Below are 24965 nucleotides of genomic sequence, written 5' to 3'. Positions count from 1 at the left end.
ATGCCCGCACTTTTTTGCTGGATGCCGACATGACTGCCCTGAAGAACGATCGTTTCCTGCGTGCATTGCTCAAGCAGCCTGTAGACGTCACCCCGGTGTGGATGATGCGCCAGGCCGGCCGCTACCTGCCGGAGTACCGCGCCAGCCGTGCCAACGCCGGCGACTTCATGAGCCTGTGCAAGAACCCGCAGTTCGCCTGCGAGGTGACGCTCCAGCCGCTGGACCGCTACCCGCTCGACGCCGCGATCCTGTTCTCCGACATCCTCACCATCCCCGACGCCATGGGCCAGGGCCTGTATTTCGAGACTGGCGAAGGTCCGCGCTTCAAGAAGGTCGTCAGCACGGCGGCCGATATCGAAGCCCTGCCCATTCCCGATGCGCACAAGGACTTGGGCTACGTGATGGATGCGGTCAGTACCATCCGCCGCGAACTGAACGGCCGCGTGCCGCTGATCGGGTTCTCCGGCAGCCCCTGGACCCTGGCCACCTACATGATCGAAGGCGGCTCGTCGAAAGACTTCCGCAAGACCAAGGCCATGCTCTACGACCAGCCCGAGGCCATGCACCTGCTGCTGGACAAGCTGGCCCAGTCGGTCACCGCCTACCTCAACGGCCAGATCCAGGCCGGCGCCCAGGCGGTGCAGATCTTCGACACCTGGGGCGGCGCGCTGTCGGCGGCGGCCTACCAGACCTTCTCACTGGCCTACATGCGCAAGATCGTCAGCGGCCTGATCCGCGAGCACGAAGGCCGCAAGGTGCCGGTGATCCTGTTCACCAAGAATGGCGGGCTATGGCTGGAAAGCATCGCCGAAGCCGGCGCCGACGCGTTGGGCCTGGACTGGACCTGCGATATCGGCGACGCCCGTCGCCGTGTGGGCGACCGCGTGGCGCTGCAAGGCAACATGGACCCGACGGTGCTGTACGCCAAGCCGGAGGCGATCCGCCAGGAAGTCGCGCGCATCCTGGCCAGCTATGGCCATGGCAGCGGCCACGTCTTCAACCTTGGCCACGGCATCACCCCGGAAGTCGATCCCGAGCACGCGGGCGTGTTCATCAATGCCGTGCACGAGTTTTCGGCGCAGTACCACGGCTGAGTCCGCTTCACGCCTCACCCAGCCCGGCCATGTGCCGGGTTTTTTGTGACATTAAGGTTAAATTCAGCGATCGTCGCTAATCTGGTCCCATCGAAACCCAAACAGGACCCGATCATCATGAAAATTCGTTACCTGCCGCTGATTCTCGCCCCGCTGTTCAGCACCGTCGCCCTGGCGGCTGGCTACACCGGCCCGGGTGCTCAATCGATCACCACCGTCGCCGCTGCCAAAGAAGCCGCCGACGACACGCCAGTGGTGCTGCAGGGCTACATCACCAAGAAGGTCAACAACGACGACAAGTACGAGTTCAAGGACAACACCGGCACCATCACCGTCGAGATCGACAACGAAGACCTGCCGGTCACTCCTTTCAATGAAAAGACCAAGGTCAAGCTGACCGGCGAGGTGGAGAAGCACCTGATGAGCCGTGAAGTGGATGTGGATATCGTCGAAATCATCAACTGATCCAGCCGCTGTCTCGCTGACGAGCGCGCCTGCCGAAAGTAATGGCAGCGCGCTCGTTCCGCGCAGGTCTCACGCCGATTTGGGCGCCAATTTGCTCAAGTGCAGCGCCACCAGCAACGCCACCGCCAGCAGGCTGCCAATGAACAGCCCGATGCCGTTCCAGCCCCAGTGGTGCCAGAACACCCCGCCCGCCGTCCCGGCGACACTCGACCCCGCGTAGTAACAGAACAAGTACAACGACGACGCCTGCCCCTTGGCCTTGAGCGCGCGTCGGCCGATCCAGCTGCTGGCCACCGAATGCGCGCCGAAGAAGCCGAAGGTGAACACCAGCATGCCGACCACCACCACTGGCAGCGGTGTGAACAGCGTCATCAGCATGCCCGCCGCCATCACGCCGATACTGGCCCAGAACACCCGGCGCCGCCCCAGTCTGTCCGCCAGTGCGCCGACCTGCGCCGAGCTGTAGATCCCCGACAGGTAAACCACTGACAGCAACCCGACCAATGCCTGGTTCATGTGGTACGGCTCGGCCAGCAGGCGATAGCCGATGTAGTTGAACAGGGTGACGAACGCGCCCATCAGCAGGAAGGCTTCAAGGAACAGCCAAGGCAGGCCGGCGTCCTTGAAGTGCATGAGGAAGCCGTCGAGCAGGCGACGCGGTTGCAGCGATTGTGCGCGGAAGTTGCGCGATTCGGGCAGCACCTTCCAGAACACCACCGCCGCCAGCAGCGCCAGACCACCGATTACCAGCATCGCCGTGTGCCAACTGACGAAGTCGATCAGCACCCCGGCGATCAGTCGACCGCTCATGCCACCGATGGCATTGCCACCGATGTACAGGCCCATGGCCAGGCCGATGTGCTGGGGGTGAATCTCTTCGCTCAGATAGGTCATGGCCACGGCGGCCAGCCCGCTCAGCGACAGCCCGACCAGCGCCCGCGTGGCCAATACGCCTTCCCAGGTCGGCATGACGGCGCTGGCCAGGGTCGCCAGTGCCGCGCAGAGCAGGGCCATGACCATCACCGGCTTGCGCCCGATGCGGTCGGAGATCGGCCCGGTGACCAGTAGTCCCACGGCGAGCAACGCCGTGGAGACCGACAGCACCAGGCTGCTCTGCGCGGCATTGATGGCGAACTCCTGCGACAGCAGCGGCATCATCGGCTGCACGCAATAGAGCAGGGCGAAGGTGGCGAAGCCGCCGCTGAACAATGCCAGCACGGTCTTCATGAAGGCCGGGCTGCCTTTTTCGATCCAGATATCGGTCAGCGCAGCGGGGTCGGGTTCCAGGGCAAGGGGGGCGACAGCGGATTTCACGACGGACTACCTCAAGGCGCGGGGTCGGTGATGCAATGGAAAAATCATATAGCTGGCTAATGATTAGATCCAATATATTGTTCGACCTATTTGAGACGTTTGACGACTTGTTTGGAGCGCGCTATGGAGCTGCGTCACCTGCGTTATTTCATCGCTGTCGCCGAGGAGCTGCACTTCGGCCGCGCCGCGCAGCAACTGGGCATTTCCCAGCCGCCATTGAGCCAGCAGATCCAGGCCCTCGAACAGGAGCTCGGTGCCCGACTGTTCGAGCGCACCAACCGCCGGGTGGCACTCAGCGAGGCCGGCCGGCTGTTTCTCGATGAGGCGCGTCAAGTGCTGGCGCAGGTCGACAAGGCCGCCGACGTGGCGCGGCGCGCGCAACTGGGCGAGCTGGGCGAGATGAAGATCGGGTTCACCTCGTCGGCGCCGTTCACGTCGCGTATTCCCCAGGCGATTCACGCCTTTCGCCAGCGCTTTCCGGCTGTTCACTTGCATTTGACGGAAATGAGCAGCCGCGAGGTGGTCGATGCGGTGTTCGACGAGTCCATCGAGGTCGGTCTGATGCGCCCGTTGCCCGTCCCCGAGGGGCTGGCGGTCACCGAGCTGTTCCGCGAGCCGCTGGTCGCTGTGCTCAACGCCTCCCACCCGCTGGCGGCGTGTAGTGACGGTGGCGTTCAGATGGCTGATCTGGCCCAGGAGCCGTTCGTGTTCTTCCCGCGCAGCTACGGCAGCGGCCTGTACGCGCAGTTGATGGAACTGGCGCGCCAGGCCGGCTTCAGCCCGCATTTCGCCCAGGAGGCAGGCGAGGCGCTGACCATCATCGGCCTGGTGTCGGCCGGGTTGGGCGTGTCGGTGCTGCCGGCCTCGTTCCAGCGCATTCGCATCGACGGTGTGGTCTATCGCACGTTGCTCGACCCGCAGGCGACCAGCGCCGTGTGGCTGGTGCGCCGCGAGGGAGCAGGCTCGGCGATGGCCAATGCGTTTTGCGAGCTGTTGGCTGGTGTGCAAGCGCCCCAAGGCGCTGGATAAAGCGTTGCTGTGCACACATACTCGGGCATTCCTTGATACCCGGAGATCCTGTCATGCGGCGCGTGGTGTTCAATCAGAAAGGTGGCGTGGGCAAGTCGAGCATCGCCTGCAACCTGGCGGCGGTGAGTGCCAGCGAAGGCTATCGCACCCTGTTGATCGACCTGGATGCCCAGGCCAACTCCACCCAGTACCTCACCGGCCTGACCGGCGATGACATCCCCATGGGCATCGCCGACTTTTTCAAGCAGAGCCTGGCCGGCGGGCCGGTCGCGAAGAAGAACAAGGTCGATATCTACGAGACCCCGTTCGACAACCTGCACGTGATCACCGCCACGGCGGAACTCGCCGACCTTCAGCCCAAGCTCGAGGCCAAACACAAGATCAACAAGCTGCGCAAGTTGCTCGACGAGTTGAGCGAAGACTACGAACGGATCTACATCGATACGCCGCCCGCGCTGAACTTCTACGCGGTTTCAGCGCTGATCGCCGCTGATCGCGTGCTGATTCCCTTCGATTGCGACAGCTTCTCGCGCCAGGCCCTGTATGGCCTGCTCGCCGAGATCGAGGAACTCAAGGACGATCACAACGAAGCCTTGGAGGTCGAGGGCATCGTCGTCAACCAGTTCCAGTCCCGCGCCAGCCTGCCGCAGCAGATGCTCGACGAACTGCTGGCCGAGGGGCTGCCGGTGTTGCCGGTGTACCTGGGCAGCTCGGTGAAGATGCGCGAGTCGCACCACGCCAGCCTGCCGCTGATTCATCTGGAGCCACGGCACAAGCTGACGCAGCAGTTCGTCGAGCTGCACTCGCTGCTCGAAGAGAACGCCTAGACGCCCTGCCCGCGCAGCCACTCCAGCAACGATTGCAGTGGTAGCGCGCCGGCCTGGCGGCTGACTTCGCGGCCCTGCTTGAACAGGATCAGGCTGGGGATCGAGCGAATCCCCAGTTGACCGGCCAGGCTGCGGTTGGCTTCGCTGTCCAGCTTGGCCAGGCGGCAGCGGCCGGCGAGCTGGCGGGCGGCCTGGGTGAACGTCGGGGCGAAGCTCTTGCACGGCCCGCACCAGTCGGCCCACACGTCCACCAGCAGCGACAGATCGCCCTTGATCTGGCTGGCGTAGCTGCGCTCAGTCAGCTCGAAGGGCTGGCCAAGCAGCACCTCCTGCTTGCAGCGTCCGCACTTGGGGCTGTCGCCCAGGCGCTCGGCCGGCAGGCGGTTGAGGCCGTTGCAGTGAGGGCAGGGGATGACCAGGGGTTCAGACATATCTTCTCCTTGGGGTGCGATAGGGCTGTCAGGCCGCGCCTGGCATTCAGGACGAGCAACTGATTTCCAGGTGCTTGCCCCAGGTTGGCGGGCGCTCGGCGTAGGCCTGCATGCCGGGCTGTTCCTCGAACGGCCTGCTCAGCACCTGATGCAAGCGCCGGACTTCACTGTAGTCGCCCGCTTCGGCCGCTTCGATGGCCTGCTGCGCCAGGTAGTTGCGCAGGATGTACAGCGGATTGACCGCGTGCATGCGCGCACGCCGGCCCTGGGCATTGTCGGGTTCGCGCTGGCAGCGTGCCAGGTAGTCGGCGGCCCAGGCGTCGAAGCCGGCGAGGTCGACGAAGTCGTCACGCACCCCGTGGAGCGCCTGTTCGACCGGTTGCTCGCCGAGTCGGCGGAAGAACAGCGTGTAATCCACTGCACCGCGCTGCATGCACTGCAGCAGGCGCTCGACCAGCGCCAGGTCGTCATCTTCAGCGCAGGTCAGGCCGAGGCGGCGACGCATCAGGTCCAGGTAATGGGCCTGGTACAGCGGCAGGAACAGCCCCAGCGTGTCCTTGAGCGCCTCGACCTCCACCACCGTGGTCAACGCCTGGGCCAGCGCGCTGAGGTTCCAGTGGGCGATCGGCACTTGGTTGGCGTAGCTGTAGCGGCCACGGTCGTCGGAGTGGTTGCAGATGAAGTTGGCATCGAAGTCGTCGAGGAAGGCGAACGGGCCGAAGTCGAAGGTGATGCCGAGGATCGACATGTTGTCGGTGTTCATCACCCCGTGGCAGAAACCGTAGGCTTGCCAGCGCGCGATCAGCTCGGCGTTGCGCTCGACGATGCTGCGGAACATGGCCAGGTACGGCTGCTCTGCCGCAAGGCACTCGGGGTAGTGCTGTTCGAGCACATGATCCAGCAGCACCCGCTGCTGCTCGGGTTGCTGCGTGTAGTAGAAATATTCGAAATGGCCGAAGCGGACATGGCTGGGCGCCAGGCGCAGCAGCATGGCCGCGCTTTCCTGGGTTTCGCGCCACACCGGCGTGCTCGAACCGATCACGCACACGGCGCGACTGCTGGGAATGCCCAGCGCGTGCAGGGCTTCGGAGGCGAGGAATTCGCGGATCGACGAGCGCAGCACGGCGCGACCATCGCCCATGCGCGAGTACGGGGTCTGGCCGGCGCCCTTGAGGTGCAGGTCCCAGTGCTCGCCCGCGTCATTGACCACCTCACCCAGCAGCAGGCCACGACCGTCGCCCAGGCGCGGGTTGTAGCCGCCGAACTGATGGCCGGAATACACCATCGCCCGAGGGTCGGCGTCTTCCCAGAGCGTGTGACCGCCGAACAGCTCGGCGAACACTGGCAACTCGGCCTGCGCCGGATCCAGATCGAGCAACGCCAGGGCCGCTTCGCTGACCACCACCAGGCGCGGGTCGGCGATCGGCTCGGGCAGCACCTGGGTGGAGAAGGCGTCGCCGAGGCGGGCGAAGCGGTTGTCGAACTGCAGGTGGTCGAGCGTTTTCACGGGCGGCTCCGGGTTGTTGAGGGGCGGTCCAGGTGCAGCGTTGACTGGCATTCTGGGCGCTTGCACCGGTCAGCGTCCAATTCAGCTCGGTGGCGTGCTGCTGTCGGGTGTGTTCTCCAGCGGGATCATCTGCTGCTTGCCGTTCTTGGTGTCCATCAGGAACACCTCCACCTGGCGCACCGAGATCTTGATGTCGTGGGCCTTGAACTCGCGGTTGATGTAGCGGTTGATCTCGTCCAGCGTCGGGTTGCGGTCGCCCAGGTCGCGCACGTGCATACGCAGTTCGTGGTCCAGCGAGCTCTCGCCGAATTGCAGGAAGTACACCAGCGGCTCAGGGTCCTTGAGCACCCGGGGATTTTCGTGGGCGCCCTTGAGCAGCAGGTCACGCACCAGGTCCAGGTCCGAGCCGTAGTCGATGCCCAGCTTCAGCGTCACTCGGGTCACCGTGTCGGTCAGCGACCAGTTGATCAACTGCCCGGTGATGAAGGTCTTGTTGGGGACAATGATGTCCTTGCGGTCGAAGTCAGTGATGGTGGTGGCACGGATGCGGATCTTGCTCACCGTGCCGGACAGGTTGCCGATGGTGATGGTGTCGCCGATGCGCACCGGGCGCTCGAACAGGATCATGATGCCGGAGATGAAGTTGGCGAAGATCTCCTGCATGCCGAAGCCCAGGCCCAGCGACAGGGCGGCGACCAGCCATTGCAGCTTGTCCCAGCTCACCCCGAGGGTGGCCAGGGTGCTGACGATGCCCACGCCGACGATCACGTACGACAGCAGCGTGGTGATGGCGTAGGCGCTGCCCTGGGCCAGGCTCAGGCGTGACAGCACCAGCACCTCCAGCAGGCCCGGCAGGTTGCTGGCCAGGGCGATGGTGATGCCGGCGATGACCAACGCGCCGAGCAGGTCGCCGAGGCTGATCGGCACCATGCTGGCGGTGGCGCCGGTGCCGCTGGTGTATTCGTACAGGGTGAAGTTGTTGAGGTAGGAGAACACCGAGATCAGGTCCGACCACACCCAGTACAGGCCGGCGATGAAGCCGCCGAGCAAGGCCAGGCGGATCAGGCGCAGCGACTGCTGGTTGACCTGCTCGATGTCCAGGGTCGGTTCTTCGACGATCACCTCGCCGTCCAGGCCTTCCTTGGCCGCCGCACGCTTGCTCAGCGCGCGTTGGTAGGCCAGGCGCCGCGCCGCCACCGACAGACCGCGCACGAACGCGGCCTCGATCACCAGCCAGAACAGCAGCAGGTACAGCGTGTAGATCAGGCGGTCGGTGAGTTTCAGCGCGGTGTAGTAGTAGCCGAAGCACACCGCGACGAACAGCGCGATGGGCAGGGCGGTGAAGGCCACGCCGACGGCCTTGCGGAACAACGAGGTGTTCTGGTGCGCCGGGCTGCTTAACAGCAGGCGGCTGAGCAACCAGGCCATCAGCCCATAGCAGGTCAGTACCACACCGATGCCGAGCACGTCGTCGGCCAGCGCCGAGGGCTGGTGCTCAGCCACGGCCACCACGCCGACCAAGGCCAGCACCACGGTGCCGAGCCGGCGCACCCAGCCACGCAGGAACTCGACCTGCGGCTTGTGCCAGCGGAAATGCACTTCCGCCACGCCGCCGGGGGCGAGGATACGGTAGGCGGTGTAGAACACCAGCCAGGCCTGGGCCAGTTGCCAGAGTGCGGCGCCGAGGTTGGCGTTCTGCCCGCGCGCGTCGATCTGCAAGGCGTAGCTGCACAACGCCAGGCCCAAGCTCAGCGGCATCGCCAGGAGGATGTTGATCAAAATCGCCTGGGGCGTGTGCCACTGGCTGTCGCGGCGGAAGTGGCCGATGTCCTGGTGCACCTTGCCCAGGCGCTGATACAGGTACTTGCGTCGCCACAGCAGTGCGCCGATCACCAGCAGCAGCGGCAGGAACAGCAGCGGCCGTTGTAGCAGGCCATCGGCCAGCTCGTTGATGCCCGAGCTCCACGGCAGGCTGGCGACCTGGTTGGCGAAGCGCTCCGGCACGTAGCGCAGCCAGTCCCAGTCCAGCGGCTTGTTGCTGGGGATCCAGAACATCTGTTCATCGAGGGTGGTGCGCAGGTTTTGCGCGGTACTGAGCAACTGTTTCTGGTTGAGCTGCAGGGTGATCGATTCGTTGAGCAGCGCCGACAGCTCGCGGTTCAGCCGTTCGAGCAGGTCGCTGCGGGTGATGGCCACTTCCAACAGGGCTTTGCGCAGTTGGGGCGTGACGTCCTGCTCGGGCTGTTTGGAGAGCAGGTCGTCGACGTAGCTGATCGGGCTGCTCATCTGCTCGCGCTGCTGGTTGACCTCGAACTGGTAGAGACGGATATCGGCGATCTGGTCGGCCAGGTCGCGGTCCAGCTTCAGGTGCGGCAGAGCTTGCTTCTGCTTGTAGAGGATCTTGGACAGCAGCAGGCTGCCCTTGAGCACGTTGATCTGCTCGTCCAGGGCCTGGTCGGCCTGGGTCAGGGTGTCGAGTTGCTGCTTGGTTTGCAGGTTCTGCTGGGTCAGCTCGTTGAGACGGTCGGTGCTGCGCAGCAGGTAGTCGGAGAGCTTGAGGTTGGCTGCGCTCTCGTTGGCCAGCAGGGTGCTGCCGCCGGCCTTCTGCGCCTCGATGGACTGCTGGGTGACGGTCTGCTGGGACTGCGCCAGGCGCTTTTCGTTGATCAGGGTCTGCAGGTCCTGAATCTCCTGTTCCAGGCGCGCGGTGCGCTCGATCAGCAGGTCATGGCGGGCGCTGCCCAGGTCTTGCAGCAGGCTGTTGCCGGCCAGCTCCTGGCGGCGCAGCAGGGTCAGGGCATTGAGCGAGGCCTGTTCGGCGATGAGCTGGTTGCGCTGGTCGGGGGACAGCGCCTTGCCGTTGTCCTTGCCCGACTTGAGCGCGTTGTTGATCTGCTGGACGCGAGTCTGGTTGTTGCTGATCTCGGCCTGGGCACGCTCGGGGCGGGTCTGCGAGTTGATGATCAGGCTGTTGGCTTCGGACAGCGCTTTTTGCAGGTCGCCCTGCTGGGTGCTGCGTTCGCTGAGCATCAATTCGAGCTGCGGCACGCTGAGGTTGGCGTAGCGCTGCGCCACCGGGGTGGGCTTGCTGGTCTTGAGCTTGGCCAGCTCGTGCTGGCTGTCACGGGTTTCCTGGGGCGCGCTGGCGAGCTGCTGCTTGAGTTCGGCGAGCTTGCGGTCGCTGTCGTCCTTGCTGGCGATCAGCGTCAGGGTTTGCTCCAGCACTTGCTGCAGCGCCTTCTGTTCGGCCTCCGGCAGCTTGCGCTCGGCGATCTTGTCGAGGCTGTTCTGAACGCCCGGAGCGGTGGGCATCTCGGCCGCCACGGCGGCGAACGACAGGGAGAGGCACAGCCCGAGCAGGGCTGTGCGGGCATATACGCGCAGGGACATAGGCAGACTACTAGCGAAAGGGCATGAATCGGAGTTTAGAGGAACAGACCGGGTCCGGGTCGGGTTCCTTCGGGGAATCTGACGCCCACTTTCTGGATCTTGTTCCCGTCCATGGTCGCCACCGTCCAGATCGTGCCCTGCCATTCCACCTGGTCGCCCACGATGGGCGCGCCGCCGACCTTCTGTCGGATGAACTGCGCCAGCGGGGTGGACGCCTCCAGGCCGTCGAGCGTGAGGCCGTACAGTGCGGCCACCGCGCCCAGTTCGGCATCGCCTTCGAGCACGAAGTCACCGAAGAAGCGCAGGTCCAGGCCGCGCTGGGGCGCCTGGCTGAACAGTTTGCCCAGCGCCGGCAGGTTGTGCTCATGGCCGATCACGCAGAGCATGTCGTCGACCTCCAGCACGGTGCTGCCGGACGGGTGCAGCAACTGTTGGCCGCGGAACAACGCGGCGATGCGCGTGCCCTCGGGCATCCTCAGCTCGCGCAGGGGCGAGCCGATGCACCATTTTTCCGCGCCGAGGCGATAGACGAACAGCTCCCATTCGCTGGTGATGTGCACCTCCAGCGCCGAGCGGGAAATCGGCGCCGGGTCCGGTGGTACCGTGACCTTCAGCAGCTTGGCCATCCACGGCAGGCTGGTGCCCTGCACCAGCAGCGACACCAGCACGATGAAGAACGCCAGGTTGAAGAACAACTGCGCCTGCGGCAGGCCCGCCATCAGCGGGAACACCGCCAGGATGATCGGGACCGCGCCCCGCAGGCCGACCCAGGAAATGAAGCCTTTCTCGCGACCATGGAAGGCCTTGAACGGCAGCAGCGCAGCGACCACCGACAGCGGCCGGGCGACGAGAATCATCCACAGCGCCAGGCCCAGGGCGGGCAGGGCGATGGGCAGCAGGTCGTGCGGGGTGACCAGCAGGCCGAGCACCAGGAACATGCCGATCTGCGCCAGCCAGGCCATGCCGTCGAGCATGTGCAGGATGCCGTGGCGGCTGCGGATCGGCTTGTTGCCCAGCACCAGGCCGCACAGGTAGACGGCGAGGAAGCCGCTGCCATGCAGGGCGTTGGTCAGCGAGAACACCACCAGGCCGCCCGCCACCACCAGGATCGGGTACAGGCCACCGGCCAGGTTGATACGGTTGACCAGCTGCAGCATCAGCCAGCCGCCGCCCAGGCCCAGCAGGCCGCCGATGCCGAACTCGCGCAGCAGGTGGGTCAGCAGGCTCCAGTGCAGGCCGGTCTGGCCGCTGGCGATCATGTCGATGAGCGTCACGGTGAGGAACACCGCCATCGGGTCGTTGCTGCCGGACTCGATCTCCAGGGTGGCGGTCACCCGCTCGTTGAGGCCTTTGCCGCCGAGCAGCGAAAACACCGCGGCAGCGTCGGTGGAGCCAACGATGGCGCCGATCAGCAGGCCTTGGATCAAGCTCAGGTCGAACAGCCAGGCGGCGACCATGCCGGTCAGCGCGGTGGTGATGAGCACCCCGACCGTGGCCAGCGACAGCGCCGGCCACAAGGCCACGCGGAAGCTCGCCACCCGTGTGCGCAGGCCGCCGTCGAGCAGGATCACCGCCAGGGCCAGGTTGCCCACTAGGTAGGCGGTCGGGTAGTTGTTGAAGATGATGCCGCCGCCATCCACGCCGGCAACCATGCCGACCGCGAGGATGATGACCAGGATGGGAATGCCCAGACGCGAAGACAGCGAGCTGACCAGGATGCTTGCGCCCACCAGCAATGCGCCGATCAGGAACAGGCTGTTGATGGTACTGGCATCCAAAGGCAGGTACTCCGGGACTTCGCGGGGATGAAGACGTGGTAGTGCTGAATAGAACTAGCAGGTCGCGTGCCAATCGATTCTAACCTGATGAATTGGCGGCATGTAAAGCGTTTCTGCAGATGTACGAAAGGCACCGTCGAGGTGCCTTTCGTGGGTGCTGCGGTGTGGCGGCGGGCCTCATCGCAGGGCAAGCCCGCTCCCACAGGTTCCCAGTAGGGATCAGCAGCAGCGCCGTTTCAGAGCACTGCGCAGAACCTGTGTGGGCGCGCTTAGCCCTGCTTCACCTCGCGCATCGCTTTGCCCTTCACCGGAGCATCGCCGGCCACATAGTACTTGGCGGTGCTGCGCGGCAGCGGCTGGCGCTGGCGGATCTTGTCGGCGATTTTCTCGGCGATCATGATCGTGGTGGCATTGAGGTTACCGGTGATGATGATCGGCATGATCGAGGCGTCTACCACGCGCAGGCCTTGCATGCCGTGCACGCGGCCTTCGCCATCGACCACCGCCATGTCGTCGGTGCCCATCTTGCACGAGCACGACGGGTGGAACGCGGTCTCGGCGTGCTCGCGGATGAATTTGTCCAGTTCCTCGTCGGTCTGCACATGCTCGCCCGGGCTGATCTCACGACCCCGATACGGATCCAGCGCCGGCTGGGCCATGATCTCGCGGGTCAGGCGGATGCCGTCGCGGAATTCCTGCCAGTCCTGCTCGGTGGCCATGTAGTTGAACAGGATGCTCGGGTGCTGGCGCGGATCTTTCGACTTGGCCTGCACACGGCCGCGGCTCGGCGAGCGCATCGAGCCCATGTGCGCTTGGAAGCCGTGCTCCTTCACGCCGTTGGAGCCGTTGTAGTTGATGGCCACCGGCAGGAAGTGATACTGGATGTTCGGCCACTCGAACTCAGGACGGGTCCGGATGAAACCGCCGGCCTCGAACTGGTTGCTGGCGCCGATGCCAGTGCCGTTGAATAGCCACTCGGCACCGATGGCCGGCTGGTTCCACCACAGCAGCGACGGGTACAGCGACACCGGTTGGGTGCAGGCGTATTGCAGGTACAGTTCCAGGTGATCCTGCAGGTTCTCGCCGACGCCCGGCAGTTCGTGGACCACGGGAATGTCGAGGCTGTCGAGCAGGGCGCGGGGGCCGACGCCGGAGCGCTGCAGCAGTTGCGGCGAGGCGATGGCCCCGGAACTGACGATCACTTCCTTGCGTGCACGCGCTTCCACGCGCTCTTCGCTGTCGCCGACCAGGTAGGTCACGCCGACGGCGCGTTTGCCTTCGAACAGGATACGGTCGCTCAGGGCGTGGGTGACGATGGTCAGGTTGGGACGCTTCTTGGCCTGATCCAGGTAGCCACGGGCAGTGCTGGAGCGGCGGCCGTTCTTGGTCACCGAGCGGTCCATCGGGCCGAAGCCTTCCTGCTGGTAGCCGTTGAGGTCTTCGGTGCGCGGGTAACCGGCTTGCACGCCGGCTTCGACCATGGCGTGGAACAGCGGGTTGTTGCCGGCCTTGGGCGTGGCCACGCTGACCGGGCCTTCGCCGCCGTGGTAGTCGTTGGGGCCGATGTCACGGGTTTCGGCCTTGCGGAAGTAGGGCAGGCAGTCGAGGTAGGTCCAGTCTTCCAGGCCTGGCAGTTTCGCCCAGCCGTCGAAGTCCATGGCGTTGCCGCGGATGTAGCACATGCCGTTGATCAGCGACGAGCCACCGAGGCCCTTGCCGCGACCACATTCCATGCGGCGGCCATCCATGTGCGGCTCTGGATCGGTCTCGTAGGCCCAGTTGTAGCGCTTGCCCTGCAACGGGAAGGCCAGGGCGGCGGGCATCTGGGTACGGAAGTCGAAGCGATAGTCAGGGCCGCCCGCTTCGAGCAGCAGCACCGAAACGTTGGCGTCTTCGGTCAGGCGGGTGGCCAGGGTGTTACCGGCCGAACCGGCACCGACGATGATGTAATCGTATTCCATGGGGAGGCTTCCTCCGGAAGCAGTGGCAAGCTTCAAGCCTCGAGCTTCAAGAAGAAGCGTTCGCGCCAAGCTTGCGATTGATTGGGTCCTGCAAGATCGGTGAGGTGATACGCGCCTCACGTTCCCTGCAGCTTGCCGCTAAGGACTTACGGCTGCGCGTTGCCTGCAAGGGCCGGCGGCTATCGCCGACCGGCTCTTTCTTGCAGCTTGCAGCTAGCCGCTCGCGGCTGTCTGTCAGAAGACCGACGTGTAGCCGCCCAGTTCGACCTGGACCGACTTGATACGGGTGTACTGGGCCAGCGAGCTGACGCCGTTTTCGCGGCCAACGCCCGATTGCTTGTAGCCACCGACCGGCATTTCGGCCGGCGATTCGCCCCAGGCGTTGATCCAGCAGATGCCGGCTTCGAGCTGGTGGATGATGCGGTGGGCGCGGCTCAGGTCGTTGGTGCACACGCCGGCGGCCAGGCCGTACTCGGTGTCGTTGGCGCGGCGTACGGCTTCTTCCTCGGTCTCGTAGCTGAGGATGCTCATCACGGGGCCGAAGATCTCTTCCTTGACGATGGTCATGTCGTCGCGGCAGTCGGTGAACACGGTCGGCGCAACGAAGGCGCCCTTGGCGAAGGCGCCGTCGGTCAGGCGCTCACCGCCGCACAGCACACGGGCACCTTCTTCCTTGCCCTTGGCGATGTAGCCCAGCACGCTTTCCATGTGGGCGAAGCTCACCAGCGGACCGAAGTTGGTGTTGTCATCTTCCGGGTTGCCGACGCGGATGCGCGCGACGCGCTCGAGGATCTTGGCCTCGAAGGCGGCTTTGAGCGAAGCAGGAATGAACACGCGGGTGCCGTTGGTGCACACCTGACCCGAGCTGTAGAAGTTGGCCATCATGGCGATGTCGGCGGCCTTGTCCAGGTCGGCGTCGGCGCAGATGATCAGCGGCGACTTGCCGCCCAGCTCCATGGTCACTTCCTTGAGCGAGGAGCTCGAAGCGCTGGCCATGACCTTCTTGCCGGTGGTGGTGCCGCCGGTGAAGGAGACTTTCTCGATGCGTGGGTGCTCGGTGAGCCAGGTGCCCACTTCGCGGCCGCTGCCGGTCAGCACGTTGAATACGCCGTCCGGCAGGCCGGCTTCGGTGTAGATCTCGGCCAGTTTCAGGGTGGTCAGCGAGGTGACTTCCGACGGCTTGAAGATCATCGCGTTGCCGGCGGCCAGGGCTGGTGCGGATTTCCACAGGGCGATCTGGATCGGGTAGTTCCACGCGCCAATGCCAGCGGTCACGCCCAGCGGTTCGCGACGGGTGTAGACGAAGGACGATTCGCGCAGCGGGATCTGCTCGCCTTCGATGGCGGGCACCAGGCCAGCGTAGTATTCCAGCACGTCGGCGCCGGTGACGATGTCGACGTAGCGGGTTTCGGAGTACGACTTGCCGGTGTCCAGGGTTTCCAGCATGGCCAGCTCGTCGTTGCGCTCGCGCAGGATGTCGACGGCGCGGCGCAGGATGCGCGAACGCTGCATGGCGGTCATCGCGGCCCAGACTTTCTGGCCCCGCTCGGCGCTCTCGACGGCGCGCTCGACGTCAGCCTCGGTCGCACGCTGGACGTGGGCCAGCACTTCGCCGGTGGCCGGGTTGATGGCTTCGAAGGTGGCGTCGCTGCCAGCGTCGACATAACCGCCATCGATGTAGAGTTTTTGCGTTCCGAAACGGGCCATAGAATCCTCGCAAGTGCAGTGTGTGATTGGCTAGCCGCCTCGTGCGCCTGCCTTCAGGGCAGCGGTCGCGGGCGGTTGTGCAGCGGCCTGGGGAGCCAGGTTGTGCTGTTTAGCCAGTTGTAGATCCATGTATTCGTAGGCGATGCGTATCGCCTGTTCCGTGTCGAACGCATCGCCCGACAGCGCGCCGCGCAGCCACAGACCATCGATCAGGGCCGCCAGGCCGCGAGCTGCCTTGCGCGCATGGTAGAGCGGCAGGACGCGGCGAAACTGACAACACAGGTTGGAGTACAGGCGGTGGTCGTTGATCCGCTGCAACCTGTGCAAGGACGGTTGGTGCATGCTCGAGGCCCAGAACGCCAGCCAGGTCTTCATGGCCGGACCGTTCACCTGGCTGGCATCGAAGTTACCCTCGATGATCGCCTGCAGGTGGGCTCGCGGAGTGTCTTCATGCAGCGCCTCGCGGCGTGCGCTGACCCCTTCGCTGAGCATCTTCATGACGTAACTCATGGTCGCTGCGATCAGGCCGTTCTTGTCCTGAAAGTAGTGACTGATGATGCCGTTGGACACGCCGGCCAAACGGGCAATCAGCGCAATGCTGGCATCTCCCAGTCCGACCTGATCGACCGCCTGTAACGTGGCTTCGATCAACTGCTGGCGGCGGATGGGTTGCATACCGACCTTGGGCATCGTGCTATCTCCTCAGGCCTGCGAGCGGACGAGACGCCTCCGACTCGGCGAGGGCCAGTCTATTTTGTTTTGATTGAACGTTCAATCAATAAAGAATAAGCTCTGCGACAATTTGTGCCATTGACAGCTTTTGAGGCTGCTCCAGCGACACGGATTGACACCCCAGGAAATCGTGAAACCCCCGTGATACAGGGCGTTTGCGGGTAGGAATGGTGCAGCGACAGATCCCGCCGGGCGGTCATCGACCGTGCGGCAGACCTTTGGAGCGGGTCCGGCGAACTGCGACAGATGCGCGCATCCCACGCGGATGATCGTGCTGAAATCCGGCCAGCCACTCTGTTTTTTTGCAGCGATTCGGTTCGGGTTCACGGTTTCCAAGGTGCTTTTATAACACCTGACGCAGTGGGGGGGATTCCACCAATTGCTCGGGACAAGACTGAAATTAGCCTCCACCGCCGCACTGCCCGGAGCATTCGTGCAATGAGTTCTGCCTCCCTGACAAAGCCCCCCGCCGAGAGGGTTCGGGTCAACCGCGTGGTGTTCTACACCTCTGCGCTGCTGATCCTCGCGTTGACTGCCTTGCTTATCGCTGTACCCGAAACCGCCGGTCAGGTGCTGAGCGTCGCTCAGCAATGGCTGACACGCAGCTTCGGCTGGTACTACATGCTGGTGATCTGCGGTTACCTGCTGTTCGTCATCTACCTGGCCTTCTCCGACTACGGCAAGCTCAAGCTGGGCGGCAAGGAAGACCAGCCCGACTTCAGCTATGGCGCCTGGGCCGGCATGCTGTTTTCCTCCGGCATCGGCATCTCGCTGCTGTACTTCGGCGCGTCCGAGCCGCTGGACCACTACTTCAACCCGCCCGAAGGCACGCCCGCCAGCCTGGAAGCGGCGCGCCAGGGCCTGCAACTGACCTTCCTGCACTGGGGCCTGCATGGCTGGGCGATCTACGCCCTGGTTGGCCTGGCCGTGGGTTACTTCGCCTATCGCCACAACCAGCCGCTGGCGCTGCGCTCGGCGCTGTACCCGCTGGTGGGTGAACGCTGGGTCAAGGGTGCGGCGGGCAACGCCGTGGACATCTTCGGCATGTTCGTCACCCTGCTGGGCCTGGTGACCAACCTGGGCATCGGCTCGATGCAGGTGGCCTCGGGCCTCGAATACCTGTTCGGCATGGACCACAGCAAGACCAACCTGCTGGTGGTGATCCTGGTGATGGCCGGTGTTGCCACCGTGGCCGCGGTTTCGGGTGTGGAAAACGGCATTCGCCGCCTGTCCAACCTCAACATCGTGCTGTTCAGCGGTCTGCTGATCTTCGTACTGCTCGGCGGTGAGACCCTGCACCTGCTCAACGGCTTCGTGCAGAACATCGGCGACTACCTCAATGGCCTGGTGCTCAAGACCTTCGACCTCTATGTCTACGAAGGCGAGGCCGGCAAGTCCGAGCGCTGGCTGGGCCTGTGGACCGTGTTCTACTGGGCCTGGTGGATCTCCTGGGGTCCGTTCGTCGGCATGTTCATCGCGCGGATTTCCAAGGGTCGCACCGTGCGCCAGTTGGTCAGCGGCGTGCTGCTGATCCCACTGGGCTTCACCCTGGCGTGGCTGTCGATCTTCGGCAATACCGCGCTGGATCTGGTGATGAACCACGGCGCCGTAGAACTGGGCAAGACCGCCCTGGAGCAGCCGTCGATGTCGATCTACCAACTGCTGGAATACTTCCCGGCAGCCAAGATCGTCATCGGTGTCGCCGTGTTCGTCGGCTTCGTGCTGTTCCTCACCCCCGCCGACTCGGGCGCGGTGATGATGGCCAACCTTTCCTGCACCGGCGGCCAGGTGGACGAGGACGCGCCGCACTGGATGGTGGTGTTCTGGTCGGTGATCATCACTCTGGTGACCATCGGTCTGTTGTTCGCTGGCAACTTCGAGGCCATGCAGACCATGGTGGTGCTGGCCGGTCTGCCGTTCTCGGTGGTGCTGGTGCTGTTCATGTTCGGCTTGTACAAGGCCATGAAGCAGGACGTGGCGATCGAGCAGGAGCGCGCCGAGCTGGCAGCCCGTGGCCGTCGCGGCTTCAGCGAGCGCCTGACCCAACTCGAACTGCAGCCGACCCAGGCCGTGGTGCAGCGCTTCATGGACCGCCAGGTCAGCCCGGCGCTCAAGGAGGCGGCTGAGCAGCTCCGCGCCCTGGGCTTCCAGGTCGAGACCCGCGTCGGTCAGTCGCGCAACATGATGGGCGTGCGGGTGATGATGGAAGAGGGCAACCCGTTCGTCTACGAAGTGAGCCTGGACGGCTATCTGGCTGCACCGAACGAGGCGTCGCCCGAGGGCGAGGCAGAAGTGCGCCAGCGCTTCTACCGTGCCGAGGTCTATCTGCATGACGGCAGCCAGGAATACGACCTGATGGGCTTCACGTCCGAGCAGATCGTGCGCGACGTGCTGGATCAGTTCGAAAGCCACCGCCAGGTGCTGGGCCGCGTCTACAGCTGAGCCGTCATGGCGCAGGCAGTAGATGGTCGGTGCGTACCACCGAATGACTGCCGTTGATGTCCTCGCCTCGGGTGCAGAGCTTCAACGGCAGTTGCTGGGGCTTGAAGGCATACACCTCGTGGCGCGCCCGTCGGTAGCCCGACGGGTTCTCGCAATCGGTCGACTGCGGCGGGCCGCGCTTGACGAAGTAGCGCACCAGATCCGGCGGGTGGCGGGTCCAGGTCACCTCCAGGCTGGCGTCCTCCAGGCGTCGGATCGACACGTCCGGGTCAGGTACTGGCGCAGCGGGAAGCAGATTGACCGGCAGGCTCAGACTGTTGGCCATCAAGCCTGGCGAGGGTCGCTGGTCGGCGCCCTCGACGCCGATCAAGCACAGGAAGTACCAGCCCGGCGTCGTGCCAATCGGTGTGTCGATGCGGTTCTGCGCGGCCTCGATCGTGCCGCTGTAGTGCAGCGGATCCTCGCAGGCCTTCGGATCCTGCACGGTCTTGTAGCGATAGCGCGGCGTTTCCAGGGCGAAGGTCATGCCCCACGTCGGCGCCTCGATCTGCCCGTTGGCATCCAGCGCCAGCTTGCGCATGAATGCGATGCGCTCCTGGACCTCGATGTGCACAGCGGGCAGCAAGGTGCAGTCGGGGTTTTCCAGGTCTGCACGCCCCTGTCGCCAGCAGCCTGACAAGCGTTGCACCGGCATGGCGTAATTGAGCGCCTGTCCGGTCACCGCGTCGGCATGATCGAACGCGCACGGGCTGTTGCGCTCGCAGCGCGTCGAATCGGCGACGCCGACGCTGTTGATGACGGCGATCAAGCGTTGCCCGTCCTCGCTGATCACCGGGCTGCCCGAGGCGCCTTCGGCGATGCCCGCGCAGTCGTTGCGCTCGATGTCGCGCCAGACCCAGGGGTACTCGATGGCATGGCTGGTACGCTGTTGCGTGCAGCGCATCAGGCGCAGGCCCTCATCAGGCACACTGGGCTCGCCAATCACCATCACCGGCGCGGCCGTGTCCGGTCGCTCGCCCAACCGTAGGGGCTCGATACCCTGGGCCATGACGTCCTGCAAGCTGGCATCGAGCTCGAGCAACGCCAGGTCGGTGCCCTGCATGCTGCTCCACACCCGCTGCTTGAGCGCAAAGGTGACGCGCTGCTCGGACGTGTCGATGAAATAGTTGAAGGCCACCGAGCCCTCGGCCGGCACGTTATGGGCGACCACGCCGTTGCGTGGATCCAGGCAATGGGCGGCGGTGACCACATAGGCAGGCCCGGACGACTGGCCTGAGGGCTCGCGGGTGTCGAGCAAGGTGGCGATGCATTGATGCGTGCCGTGTTGGCTGCTCAGGCGGCCGATACCGTTCCACTGCACGCTCTGCAACTGGGCATTGAGCAGCGGCACTGGATCGGCGGCGACCACGACGTCGGCGTGAAACGCCAGCAGAAGCCAGGTAGCAGATGCGGATAGGGCGGAGCGTGACGGCATGGCGAATTCCTCTGGACGGTTGCGATGAGGTTGCCGCCGTGGCGCAGACCATCCGCGTTACATAGTGCTGACGATCGAATGCCAGCGATAAGTACGGCCAGTCGGGGTGGGCACCGAGCTAGGGTCGGGGTCCGTTCCCAGCGAGACGTCGTCATGACCGATACCGTCGTTTCATCGCCCGATTTTTGCCTGCTCGTGCGCGCCCAGTTCGCCAGCCGTCCCACGTTGCGACAGGTGCTCAGCCGCCAACTCCTGCTAGCGCTGGTCGAGCAGTACCCGCTGATCGCCCGCCAGCGTCCCGAGCTGGTCGACGCCGACAGGCTCAGCGTGGCCACTCCCAGCCCGGACGGCGAGCAGGTCGCTTTGCGCCCGCTGGTCGATGAGGTGCTGCAGGCCTGCCTCAACGGCGTCCTGCTGGATTTCCCCGCCGTGGCCAACACCAAGCCCTACCTGACGCTCGATCGCAAACGCTTGTTCGCCATCGAGGATCCGTTCGAAACGGCTGACGGCGATCAGATCGACTTGCAGCGCCTGATCGAGCCGTTCAACGATGTGCTGTTGCTGACTGCCGCCTACTTCCGTCAAGCGCAGGTCGATTACTGGCGCGCGCCAGGCAGCATGGGCGCTAGCCGAGACCGCTGCCTGCAGCAAACGATTCGCGCGGCGCTGCTATACAACCTCCCGCTCAACGGCCTCGATGCGCGCCAGCAGGCGTGCATTCATGGCCTGCTCAAGGGCGGACGTGAGCAGCCGACGGTGTTCATGGTGCAGATCGACCTGCTGCACGACGCCCGCACGAGCAGCACGTTTCTCACCGATCTGTTCGTGCAGGGGCAGTGGGACGAGGCTGAGGTGGTCCTGTGGTGTCGCCCGTCCGGCGTGATCTGGGCGTTCGACGGCCTCGGTGCGCTGACCGATGCCTTGGCCGACGAGTACGCCCCGTCTGCCCAGGGTGTCGGCCTGACCTGGCATCGCCACGTGCTCGAGGGCGACCCCTTCGCACAACTGACGGCGTTGTTGCAGGAGCGCATGCTCGAACAGGTGCAGGCCCTCGACCGTCTGTCATTGAGCAGCGTGGCTGAACTGGAGCAGGCGTATCTGGCGCTCACCGACCCGTCACGCGGGTTCATCGAAGGCTACATCACCCAGGCGCAGATCAAAGGCGTGCCACCGTCGGGCGTGTTCCGGCTCAGTCCAGCGGACAGCTTCGCCTGCCAATCGGCGCTGTACGAATTGGCGCTGGCCCAGGCCGAGTCCGGTGGCGCCGCGGCCTTGGGCGAGGTGCTGGACCTGCACAGTTACGCCAGCCAGCAACTGCGCCAGCAACTGCTGGCCGATCACCCGATCGATGCCAATTACTGGCCAGACGACCTGATGCTCGAGCTCACCACCGCCTGGGGCGTGCCAGGCGGGGCGGGTGCCGGCACGGGCGACGGGGCACTGGAGCGGCGCAGTGTCAGCCTGACGCAGTTCGCCATCGCCAATCTTGCGTCGCTGCAAGGCGCATCCATCACTGCCATCCGTCACCGCGATGACCAGTTGATCATGGCGTGGATGAACGCCGACTACGTCAAGGCGTTGGTGGAGCGGGTGGACATCGGCGGCACCTATCCACTGTACGTCGCAGCGCAACTGGACGAGCCGACCGGCTACTCGATGCGCGTACAGCAGTTCGCTCGGCAGTGGCGCAGTGCACTGCTGTTCAGCGCCCTTCGCGCGCGGTTGCACGGACGGATCTGCGAACCCAGTCTGCAAGCGGTCAGCGACTACTGCGCAGGACGCATCGATGCCAGCCTGCCGGCGAGCATGCTGATGCCATTGGCCCTGCGCCGTGCGCCCGACAGCCCGGCATGCGATGTGGTGCAGGGCATGTACGTGCTGTTCAACGCGGCGCTGAACAACGTCATCCTCTATCGGCCGTTGTACGGCAAGGACGCCGTGCTCGAGTTTGCGAGTATCGACGCCATGATGCAGGCCGTGCGCGAGGACAAGGACTTGCAAGCCAGCCTGCTCGACTGGTTGCCGCCGCAGGCGCGCCCGGTCTACGACCACGGCGGATTCACCGAACCGCACCTGGGAACGCCGATCGTCGACACCTCGATTCTGCCCGCGCCCGTGGCACCGGCGCAGTTTTGGCCGCGCTACTGGCGCAGCGAGGTGGACCTGCAGCTCTACCAGGCCAACCGCGATCTGCTGGTGACCCTGGCGGACCGCGATTCGGTGTCCAACGCCGAGAGCCGCTGGGCGCTGCTGGTCCAGGGCGCATGGCTGCTGTTCGACGTTGCCAGCCTGTTGCTACGCGGCCCGGTGGCGACGGTGCTGTGGCTGGTGCAGATGTTCGATGCCGCGAGTGCCGATGTGCAGGCGGTGCGCGAGGGCAGCGCGTTCGAGCGCTCTGCCGCCCTGGTCGACATGCTGTTGAACCTGGTCCTGGTGATAGGGCACGCCTATGCACCTGCGGTGTCGCGAGTGCCGGCCAGGCTACCGGATGCATCGCTGGCGCCCGGCCTAGCGGTCGGTGCGGCGCTGCCGATCACCGAGCGCTCCCCCGCGCCTGCGCAGGGCAAGGTGTTCATGGCCGGCGCGCTGGCCAAGCCGCAGGCACTGCTGGACTTCTCCTTCAGTGGCGGTAGCGGATTCAACCTGCTGCCACCGGAACGACTTCGCCAGTTAGAAGCCCTGCGCAGCGAGCGGGTGCTGGGCGGTCTGACCCCGATCGCACAGGGCGATGCCGCCGGCCTGTACCTCATCGAGGGCCAACACTACGTCGGCCTGCGTGGCGATGCCTACCGCGTCACGCTTGGCGAAGAAGGTGTGCGCATCGTCGACGCGCAAGGCAACCCAGGTCCCTGGGTGGAGCGCTACGGTGCCGGCTGGCGAATCGATGTCGGGCAACGACTGCGTGGCGGTATGCCGAAAAGCCGCATTGCCCGCAAGCGCGAGGAGAACATCGCCGCAGAGGCGCGGATGAGGGAGCAGGACATGCAACTGACCGGTCAGCGCAACGGCCTGGGACAGGCTTTCGGTAAGCATCTGGACGAGGTGGACAAGACCACGGCGAAGATCGACGAGTTGCAGGCGCTGGAGTCTTTGGACGAGCGCCAGCGCGAGTTGCTCGACCTGCACATCCAGGTGCGCCGGGCACAACGCAACGTGCTGGCGAAGGATCTCAAGAACCTCATCGAGCATGACCTCAAACATGAGGCGCTGTTGATGAGCACCGGCTCTGTGAAGCTGTCCAGTCAGGTGGTGGCCGACGCGCTACTGCATCAGCGCAGCCTGTTGCGCCAGGGCCTGATCGCCGCCTGCGAGCATCGCTACAACCTGCTGGCGACGCTCATCAACGATGAGGAGATCGACGCTCAACGTCGTGCGATCGCGATCCTGCCCGAGACCGACGAGGAAAAGCAGCAGTATCTGCGCCTGGTTGCGTCGCTGGAGCGCGTCGAGCAGTTGGGCAACGAACTGGTCGCGCAGGCGGGGCGTTTCGACGCGCTGCTGGAAAGCACGCTCAAGGACGACGGTATCGTCTTTCGCGACGATGACGACCAGCCGGTCAACAAGCACCATGAACTGGACAAGGTGATCGAGCAGCGGCGGCACAACGCCGTGGATGTGGAATTTCGTTTGCTCGAAGACCTTGGCGAGCTGTGCCTGGACCGCCTCAAGGGCTCTACCGAGGAGGAGGTCGCGGACCATGACGAATTGTTGGTCAGCGACGCCTTGCGCAGCGCCGGTAGCGCACATGGCGAACTGGCGGCCAGCGATCTGTCCGAGGAGGAGCGCGTGGCGGTGCTCAACGATGTGATCGAGGCCTACGAGGAAACCATCGGCGGCGCCGAGTATCTGACCAGCACCCAGCCGGCGCTGATTCGCCAGGACAAGCTGCAGTCTTTTCTCAACGTTGCGCGTCGGCTCAAAGCGCTGGCCACTGAACAGATGAGCGCCAGTGTCCGCGAAATCGAACTGAGCGAGCCGGTGCCCCAGCGCACCCCGGTGTATGCGCCGCGCGGCGGTATTCGTCGGGTGGTCAGAACCCAGCGCGGGCGCAATGTGGTGGGTGTGGAGGCCACGGGGGAGGACGGCGAAGCCGTCGTGCAGCAGAGGGACAGCCATGACAATGTGCTCAGAACGTTCCGTCGCCAAGCCAGTCAGTGGCGCGAAGTGGCGGATGAGCGCAGAGACAGGCCGGCCGTCGGGCCTGCACCGCAGCCGGAGGTTCTGCGCACTCGGGTGCAGGCGCTGATTGCCGGAGTGAACCCAACCATCAACATGGCCAAGCGGTTCTTCGGTCACGATGAACCCCTGGGGCTGTCGACGGTGATCGACCTGCATGTGAAGGATCTTCAGCACAGGCTGGCCCAGTTGCCACGCAGTGGCCAGGACGGTGAGTTGATCGAGAGGGCCCAGGCAGCCATCCAAGAGCTGGAGGACAGCAAGCGCGATCTGCTGGTCACCCTTTACCTGACGACGCGCACACCAACGCTCAATGCCTTGAAGTACCTTCATTCCATTGGTGAGCTCATCATCGAGCGGCGTGATCGACGTTTATTGCTGTCCGGTGGTGATTACTTGGACACTTATGAAATCAGGCGGGTGACCGGCAGAAAGCTGTGGGAAGCCCATTTCCATTACCCCGCCGAGGAAACCGCCGACCGCGAATTCATCCGGGGTCATCTCAAGCTCTGGGAGCAGCGCAAGCTGGGCGCACAAGCGCAGTTGCGTGCGGCCAAGCGCAACCAGGTGCTCAAGGTATACCGCGGGCAACTGCGCAAAGGCGATGTCGAGGGCATCATTCCCTTCGAGTGAGCCGG

General features: G+C 64.7%; 15 protein-coding genes and 1 pseudogene. 7 read left to right on the top strand and 9 right to left on the bottom strand.

The window, feature by feature from the left end; translation table 11 throughout:
- The first annotated feature begins 29 nt into the window (after positions 1 to 29).
- Complete coding sequence (gene hemE, locus ACK2SD_RS23200; RefSeq protein WP_116887366.1) at positions 30 to 1094, top strand: uroporphyrinogen decarboxylase; 1065 nt, start codon at positions 30 to 32, stop codon at positions 1092 to 1094.
- A 117-nt stretch (positions 1095 to 1211) separates the two neighbouring features.
- The gene (locus ACK2SD_RS23195) at positions 1212 to 1559 is read left to right on the top strand and encodes a YgiW/YdeI family stress tolerance OB fold protein (protein ID WP_412460948.1); all 348 of its coding nucleotides are present in this window, start codon (positions 1212 to 1214) and stop codon (positions 1557 to 1559) included.
- Positions 1560 to 1628: 69 nt separating this feature from the next.
- Here the strand turns inward: ACK2SD_RS23195 and ACK2SD_RS23190 are convergent, their stop codons facing one another.
- A complete protein-coding gene (locus ACK2SD_RS23190; RefSeq protein WP_029614294.1) occupies positions 1629 to 2873 on the bottom strand; it encodes an MFS transporter in 1245 nt (414 codons plus the stop codon).
- A gap of 123 nt (positions 2874 to 2996) precedes the next feature.
- Here ACK2SD_RS23190 and ACK2SD_RS23185 point away from each other — a divergent pair, with 123 nt between their 5' ends.
- Both ACK2SD_RS23185 and ACK2SD_RS23180 read left to right on the top strand, forming a co-directional pair.
- Positions 2997 to 3902 carry a LysR family transcriptional regulator gene (locus tag ACK2SD_RS23185; protein ID WP_412460947.1) on the top strand — a complete coding sequence of 302 codons (906 nt, stop codon included), beginning with the start codon at positions 2997 to 2999 and terminating at the stop codon, positions 3900 to 3902.
- A gap of 53 nt (positions 3903 to 3955) precedes the next feature.
- Entirely contained in the window at positions 3956 to 4729 is a 774-nt protein-coding gene (locus ACK2SD_RS23180) for a ParA family protein (RefSeq protein WP_029613852.1), read from the top strand.
- On the opposite strand, the gene trxC is transcribed toward ACK2SD_RS23180, so the two are convergent.
- The 7 genes from trxC to betI form a co-directional block, all read right to left on the bottom strand.
- A complete protein-coding gene (gene trxC, locus ACK2SD_RS23175; protein WP_412460946.1) occupies positions 4726 to 5160 on the bottom strand; it encodes a thioredoxin TrxC in 435 nt (144 codons plus the stop codon). The genes ACK2SD_RS23180 and trxC overlap by 4 nt on opposite strands.
- A 46-nt stretch (positions 5161 to 5206) precedes the next feature.
- Entirely contained in the window at positions 5207 to 6667 is a 1461-nt protein-coding gene (selO, locus tag ACK2SD_RS23170; RefSeq protein WP_412460945.1) for a protein adenylyltransferase SelO, read from the bottom strand.
- A gap of 81 nt (positions 6668 to 6748) precedes the next feature.
- On the bottom strand, positions 6749 to 10057 hold the full coding sequence (gene mscK / locus ACK2SD_RS23165) for a mechanosensitive channel MscK (protein ID WP_295486331.1): 3309 nt from the start codon (positions 10055 to 10057) through the stop codon (positions 6749 to 6751).
- Between the two features lie 35 nt (positions 10058 to 10092).
- Positions 10093 to 11835 (bottom strand): potassium/proton antiporter, encoded by a 1743-nt coding sequence (locus tag ACK2SD_RS23160; protein WP_039582597.1) that lies wholly within the window; start codon positions 11833 to 11835, stop codon positions 10093 to 10095.
- A 269-nt stretch (positions 11836 to 12104) separates the two neighbouring features.
- On the bottom strand, positions 12105 to 13796 hold the full coding sequence (gene betA, locus ACK2SD_RS23155; protein ID WP_342649967.1) for a choline dehydrogenase: 1692 nt from the start codon (positions 13794 to 13796) through the stop codon (positions 12105 to 12107).
- A 234-nt stretch (positions 13797 to 14030) separates the two neighbouring features.
- On the bottom strand, positions 14031 to 15503 hold the full coding sequence (betB, locus tag ACK2SD_RS23150) for a betaine-aldehyde dehydrogenase (protein WP_116887369.1): 1473 nt from the start codon (positions 15501 to 15503) through the stop codon (positions 14031 to 14033).
- Between the two features lie 30 nt (positions 15504 to 15533).
- Positions 15534 to 16193, bottom strand: a complete 660-nt coding sequence (betI, locus tag ACK2SD_RS23145) for a transcriptional regulator BetI (protein WP_029613847.1) — start codon at positions 16191 to 16193, stop codon at positions 15534 to 15536.
- 537 nt (positions 16194 to 16730) lie between these two features.
- On the opposite strand from betI, the pseudogene ACK2SD_RS23140 reads away from it, so the two are divergent.
- Positions 16731 to 18265 (top strand): annotated as a pseudogene (locus tag ACK2SD_RS23140) (BCCT family transporter); the annotation flags it as partial.
- Positions 18266 to 18320: 55 nt separating this feature from the next.
- Positions 18321 to 18677, top strand: coding sequence for a hypothetical protein (locus tag ACK2SD_RS23135; protein ID WP_304484843.1), 357 nt, complete (start codon positions 18321 to 18323; stop codon positions 18675 to 18677).
- A 4-nt stretch (positions 18678 to 18681) separates the two neighbouring features.
- Here the strand turns inward: ACK2SD_RS23135 and ACK2SD_RS23130 are convergent, their stop codons facing one another.
- Complete coding sequence (locus ACK2SD_RS23130; protein WP_412460944.1) at positions 18682 to 20151, bottom strand: trypsin-like serine peptidase; 1470 nt, start codon at positions 20149 to 20151, stop codon at positions 18682 to 18684.
- Positions 20152 to 20304: 153 nt separating this feature from the next.
- On the opposite strand from ACK2SD_RS23130, the gene ACK2SD_RS23125 reads away from it, so the two are divergent.
- The gene (locus tag ACK2SD_RS23125; protein ID WP_412460943.1) at positions 20305 to 24960 is read left to right on the top strand and encodes a dermonecrotic toxin domain-containing protein; all 4656 of its coding nucleotides are present in this window, start codon (positions 20305 to 20307) and stop codon (positions 24958 to 24960) included.
- The last annotated feature ends 5 nt before the right edge of the window (positions 24961 to 24965 follow it).

Origin of the sequence: Pseudomonas sp. SC11 (assembly GCF_047039205.1) — a bacterium.
GTDB lineage: Bacteria > Pseudomonadota > Gammaproteobacteria > Pseudomonadales > Pseudomonadaceae > Aquipseudomonas > Aquipseudomonas boreofloridensis.
This window is presented reverse-complemented; position numbering and strand designations above follow the sequence as displayed.

What these genes read in the sequence shown, in the direction of transcription:
- hemE (WP_116887366.1), top strand. Translation starts at nt 30, where the DNA reads ATGACTGCCCTGAAGAACGATCGTTTCCTGCGTGCATTGCTCAAGCAG.
- ACK2SD_RS23195 (WP_412460948.1), top strand. Translation starts at nt 1,212, where the DNA reads ATGAAAATTCGTTACCTGCCGCTGATTCTCGCCCCGCTGTTCAGCACC.
- ACK2SD_RS23185 (WP_412460947.1), top strand. Translation starts at nt 2,997, where the DNA reads ATGGAGCTGCGTCACCTGCGTTATTTCATCGCTGTCGCCGAGGAGCTG.
- ACK2SD_RS23180 (WP_029613852.1), top strand. Translation starts at nt 3,956, where the DNA reads ATGCGGCGCGTGGTGTTCAATCAGAAAGGTGGCGTGGGCAAGTCGAGC.
- trxC (WP_412460946.1), bottom strand. Translation starts at nt 5,160, where the DNA reads ATGTCTGAACCCCTGGTCATCCCCTGCCCTCACTGCAACGGCCTCAAC.
- mscK (WP_295486331.1), bottom strand. Translation starts at nt 10,057, where the DNA reads ATGTCCCTGCGCGTATATGCCCGCACAGCCCTGCTCGGGCTGTGCCTC.
- betA (WP_342649967.1), bottom strand. Translation starts at nt 13,796, where the DNA reads ATGGAATACGATTACATCATCGTCGGTGCCGGTTCGGCCGGTAACACC.
- betB (WP_116887369.1), bottom strand. Translation starts at nt 15,503, where the DNA reads ATGGCCCGTTTCGGAACGCAAAAACTCTACATCGATGGCGGTTATGTC.
- betI (WP_029613847.1), bottom strand. Translation starts at nt 16,193, where the DNA reads ATGCCCAAGGTCGGTATGCAACCCATCCGCCGCCAGCAGTTGATCGAA.
- ACK2SD_RS23135 (WP_304484843.1), top strand. Translation starts at nt 18,321, where the DNA reads ATGGACCGCCAGGTCAGCCCGGCGCTCAAGGAGGCGGCTGAGCAGCTC.
- ACK2SD_RS23130 (WP_412460944.1), bottom strand. Translation starts at nt 20,151, where the DNA reads ATGCCGTCACGCTCCGCCCTATCCGCATCTGCTACCTGGCTTCTGCTG.
- ACK2SD_RS23125 (WP_412460943.1), top strand. Translation starts at nt 20,305, where the DNA reads ATGACCGATACCGTCGTTTCATCGCCCGATTTTTGCCTGCTCGTGCGC.